Annotated in this window: 3 protein-coding genes; 1 reads left to right on the top strand and 2 read right to left on the bottom strand. The window is 74.8% G+C overall.

Annotated elements, in window-relative coordinates:
- Both EAD98_RS07855 and EAD98_RS07860 read right to left on the bottom strand, forming a co-directional pair.
- The coding region (locus EAD98_RS07855; RefSeq protein ID WP_233583755.1) for a nitrate- and nitrite sensing domain-containing protein at nucleotides 1–2,286 on the bottom strand (2,286 nt) is incomplete at its 3' end.
- Nucleotides 2,273–3,466, bottom strand: coding sequence for a hypothetical protein (locus EAD98_RS07860; protein WP_121653392.1), 1,194 nt, complete (start codon nucleotides 3,464–3,466; stop codon nucleotides 2,273–2,275). The genes EAD98_RS07855 and EAD98_RS07860, both read right to left, overlap by 14 nt.
- Nucleotides 3,467–3,840: 374 nt before the next feature.
- Between EAD98_RS07860 and EAD98_RS07865 the strand changes: the two genes are divergently transcribed.
- The coding region (locus EAD98_RS07865; RefSeq protein ID WP_147457356.1) for an alpha/beta hydrolase at nucleotides 3,841–4,619 on the top strand (779 nt) is incomplete at its 3' end.

The raw sequence follows: 4,619 nt of genomic DNA on the forward strand, positions 1-4,619 counted from the left end.
CCATTGGGGACGCCGAGCGGCCCGCTGCCGGACCGGCGGGCCGCTCGGCGTCCCCAATGGTTCCGGGCTTGCCGGGGCCGGACCCGGCACGGTGCGGTTGGGATTGCCGATGCCGGCGCCGGCGATGCCCGCGCCGCCACCATTCGCCCCGCGCCCCGGTCGTCGGGGCAGGCCCGACTCGGTGAGTGGGAGGTCGACCGGTGCGGGTGGCGTCGTGTCGGCGGCGGCCGGTGCCCCGCTGCCGAACGCGTCCCAGGACGCACCGGACTCCAGGCTGCGGGTGGCCCGGCTGAGCAGATCCGGGTCGAAGCCGGCCGGTGCGGCGGTGGCCGTGAGGGATCGTGCGCCCCGGCCGTGACCGAGCGCGGCCGGCGAACGCCGGTCCCGCTCGGGCACGGCGGCCCGGGCGACGGTGGCCCCGGCCCGGTCGGCGCGTCGGAGCACCAGCGACGCCGGTGGGATCTCCAGCTGGGCCGTGACCCCGCCGCCGTCGGTGGCGGCCAGGCTCACCACCCAGCCGTGGCGGCGGGCCAACCGGCCCACCACGAAGAGGCCGAGCACCTCGGTCGGTGCCAGGTCGAGCCGCTCCCGCCGGGTGAGCCGTGCGTTCTCGTCGGCCAGTCGCTGCTCGCTCATCCCGATGCCGCGGTCCACCACCGTGATCCGGGCACCGAGCCCGGACGCCTCACCGGCCACCAGCACCCGGGTGTGCGGCGGGGAGAAGATGGTGGCGTTCTCCATCAGTTCGGCCAGCGCCAGGATGAGGTCGCCGACCACGGCCGGCGCGGCCGAGATGCCGGCCGGCACCCGCACCTCCACCCGGGTGTAGTCCTCGATCTCGCCGAGCGCCAGCCGGACCACGTCGGCCAGCGGCACCGGCGCGGTGTGCGCGTCCGCCCCGGCCGATCCGGAGAGCACCACCAGGCTGCCGGCGTTGCGCCGCAGCCGGCTGGAGATGTGGTCGAGCCGGTACAGGTGCTCCAGCCGACCCGGGTCGACCTCCTGCTGTTCGAGCCGGTCGATCAGCGCGAGCTGCCGGCCCACCAGGTTCTGGGTGCGGCGCCCGACGTGGCCGAACATCTGCGCCACGTTGCGCCGGCCGGCGACCTGCCGTTCGACCAGCCGGGCCGCGGTGCTCTGCACCCGGTCGAAGGCCCGGGCCAGGTCGCCGATCTCGTCGTTGGCCCGGATGTCCACCGGATCCAAGCGGACCGGCTGGGCGCTCTCCGCCTCGTCGTCGGTGACCCGCACCAGCTCGGCCTCGGCGACCCGCGCGACCCGGTCGGCGGAGCGGGTGAGGCGGGTCAGCGGCCGGGCCACCGTACGGGCGACGGCCGTGCTGAGCAGCACCACCACCGCCAGGATCAGCGCCGCGGCGCCTCCGACGAGGTACGCGGCGGTCAGCGCCCGCCGCTGCTCGGCGGTCACCTCGGCGAGTACGTCGGCGACCAGCTTCTTCTCGATGAACTGGCCGAGCCGGATCATCGACCGGACGGACGGGAACAGCGCGTCCAGTGGGATGTCGCGGATCGCTCCGGCCGGGTCCCGGGCGCTGGTGACCAGGAAGTCGGAGCTGGTACGGGCGGCCACCGCCACGTCGTTGAGCCGGGCCACCGTCAACTGCTCGGGCGTGATCAGACTGCGGAAGCGCTGGCTGTCCACCTGGAGGGCGGCCATGCAGGCCACGTACCCGGCGCTGGCCTGCGCGCTGCCGGTCGCCTTGACCAGCACGATCAGGGTGGCGCAGGCGCCCAGCCCCTCGTCGGCGCGCAGCAGCCCGTCCAGGGCCAGCACCTGGCGGCCCGGCCGGGTGTCGGTGTCCACGCTGAACGGCAGCCGCAGTGACTCGATCATTCCCCGGTTGACCGGGCCGAACGCGTCCATCACCTGGGTCGGGCTCGCGGCCCGGGCGAGGACGGCGGTCCGCAGGTCGATGAGGCTGGACACCCCGTGCAGGGCGTGGTCGACCTGGTCGGTCAGCGCGTCGCTGCCCCCGGCCCGCAGGTCGGCGACCCGGTCGTCCACGTCGGCGGTCTTGCGGACCAGTTCGGCGCGTTCCACCCGGCCGAGCAGGAAGCCGACCGAGAGGATGCGTTCCTGCTGGAGGTCCTGCACCAGGCTGCCGACGCGGCTGGCGAGTCGCACCCGCTCGGCGATGTCGCTGGCGCGCTGGGCCGCGGCCACCCGGTCGAGCACCACGGGCACGGCGAGGCCGACCATGCTGAGCAGGGGGATGACCACGAGCAGCGCGAGCTTGCCGCGGATCCGGAGCCTACCGAGCAGCATCGGACGGTCCCCACTGGGCGGTTTCCGGGTCGCGGGTCGCGCCGACCGGTTGCAGCGGCCGCGGGTCACCTGGTCGACCGGTGTGGATCGCCGGCTGCCAGGGGTCGCCCGATGGTGAAAGGTCGGGGCTGTCGGCGCGCGTTGCGGGCAGCGTGGCCCGGCGGCGGGCGCGACGGCCGGCGGCGATGAGCAGCGCGGCGAGCCAACCCAGCAGCAGCAGGGCGGTCACCCCGGCCCCGATGGTCTGCCAGCGGTCCCGGTCCAGCGCGTCGATCCGCTCGATCAGCAGGGCGTCCAGCTCACTGAGGATGACCGGCTGGAGCTGGAGGGCGGCCGTGTGCGTGTCGAGTCGGGCGGCGGCCAGCCTGGCCGGGTCCACCGCGCCCGTGCCGGGGGCCGGGGCGGACGACGCGGCCAGCGCCTCGACCGAGCGCTGGTAGGTGTCCAGCGGGGTCAGCACGTTGGCGCCCAGGTCGGTGCTCTCCGAGCTGTCCACCGCGGAGCGCAGGTTGTCGACCAGGTCGGTGGCGGGCGTCAGCGCGGCCACCCGCAGTCCGGTCAGCTCGATCAGGCTGCGGGCCTGCTCGGCGGCCGGCCGGCGAGGGGCGAGCGTGCCCAGGTCGGCGAGCCGGCCGGCGGCCACCAGCGCTTCGGGCAGCTCCTGGCCGGCGCTGCCCTGGAGGAAGAAGGAGTCGGCGCCCGGGTCACGAACCAGCCCGGAGCTTTCCCGGACCTTGCGGTGCAGGGCCAGCAGCAGATCGGTGACCTCGCCGTACGCGGTGTAGGCGGACTCGGGGTCGGTGGGGCTGCGGCCGTTCAGCGCCTCCAGTTTGGTCCGCAGGCCGGCCCAGCGTTCCTGGCTGCGCAGCTCGGTGCCGATCCGGGCATCCACCGCGGCGGCGTCCTCGACCGCGCGGGTCAGCGCCTCGCGGGGCGCGGGGCGGCCGTTGACCGCGGCGGACTGGGTCTCGATCAGGGCGTCGGTGACCGGGGCGAGGGCGCGGAGGTACTGCACGCCGAGCCGTTCCCGGGCGGCCAGGTCGCGGTTGTCGCCGGTCTGCCGCCAGGTCTGCACCAGGAGCAGGCCGATCGGCGCCAGCAGCGCCGTGACGAGCAGCAGCGGCAGTAGTCGGCCCCACCTGGACGGCCGTCGACGGGCCCGCGGCGCGGGGACTGTCATGTGTGTCTCCTCCGGCTTCGGGCGGGGGGTCGGCGCGGTGGCGGGTTCGCCGACGAGTCCCGTGCACCGGACCGGAAAACTAGCCGAATCGCCCGTGGGCGAACCGGCTGCCGGTGAGTCAGGTTTGCGTCAGTTCGAGCGATGTCACCGTTCGTCCGTGTTGCGGGCACGCTGTGTCCCATCGGCGGGTGTGACATGAAGGGATCGAGGTGGATATCCGCCGAAGATCGGAATTCACGTGATCCGAACTCAACTCACTGTGCCGCCTTCGACCGTGCGCGGTCGCACCTCGTCCGACCGCCGATCGGAGCAACCGGACGGACGTACGGCGGATCTCAGCCAACGCTCAGCCTGTGGCCCGTACCGTGTGCCGCATGAGATCGCCGTCGCCGGCCGCGTGGTTCCGGCGTGCCCTGCCCACCCGCCGCCGAGCGATCGCCGCAGCGGCGGTCGTCGTCCTCCTGGCGGCCGCCGTGACCTGGGCGGTGTGGCCGCAGGGGTCGGGCGTACGCACCGAAAGCGCGATGCTCACGGTCCGCTCCGGACCGTCCGGCGACCAGCCGGTGGACCTGGACACCACCTTCTACCTGCCGACCGACGCCTCGTCCGGTCGCAAGGTGCCGGCGGTGCTGCTGGCGCACGGGTTCGGCGGCACCAAGGAGTCGGTGCGCTCCGACGCGGAGGAGTTCGCCGGGCGCGGCTACGCGGTGCTCACCTGGACCGCGCGGGGCTTCGGCCGCAGCGGCGGCGAGATCCACCTGGACAGCCCGGACCACGAGGTACGCGACGCGCAACGGCTGCTGGACTGGCTGGCTGCCCGGCCGGAGGTGCGCACCGACGGCGCCGGCGATCCGAAGGTCGGCGTGGTCGGCGGCTCGTACGGCGGTGGGTTGGCGCTGCTGCTGGCCGCCCAGGACCGCCGGGTGGACGCGATCGTCCCCATGATCACCTGGAACGACCTGTCCCGGGCGTTCCTGCCGGAGAGCACCGGCGGGGCGCCGACCGAGGGCGTGTTCAAGAAGGGCTGGGCCGGTCTCTTCTTCGGTGGGGGCGGCAACGTGGGCAGCGGCCCGGCCGGGCTCTCCGGCGGGACCGCCGCCCAGCCGGAGGGCGCGCCGGCCTCCGCCGGCCCACCGAGCCCGGGGCCGGGCGC

The sequence above is a fragment of the Micromonospora sp. CV4 genome (genome assembly GCF_003667455.1).
Lineage (GTDB): Bacteria > Actinomycetota > Actinomycetes > Mycobacteriales > Micromonosporaceae > Micromonospora.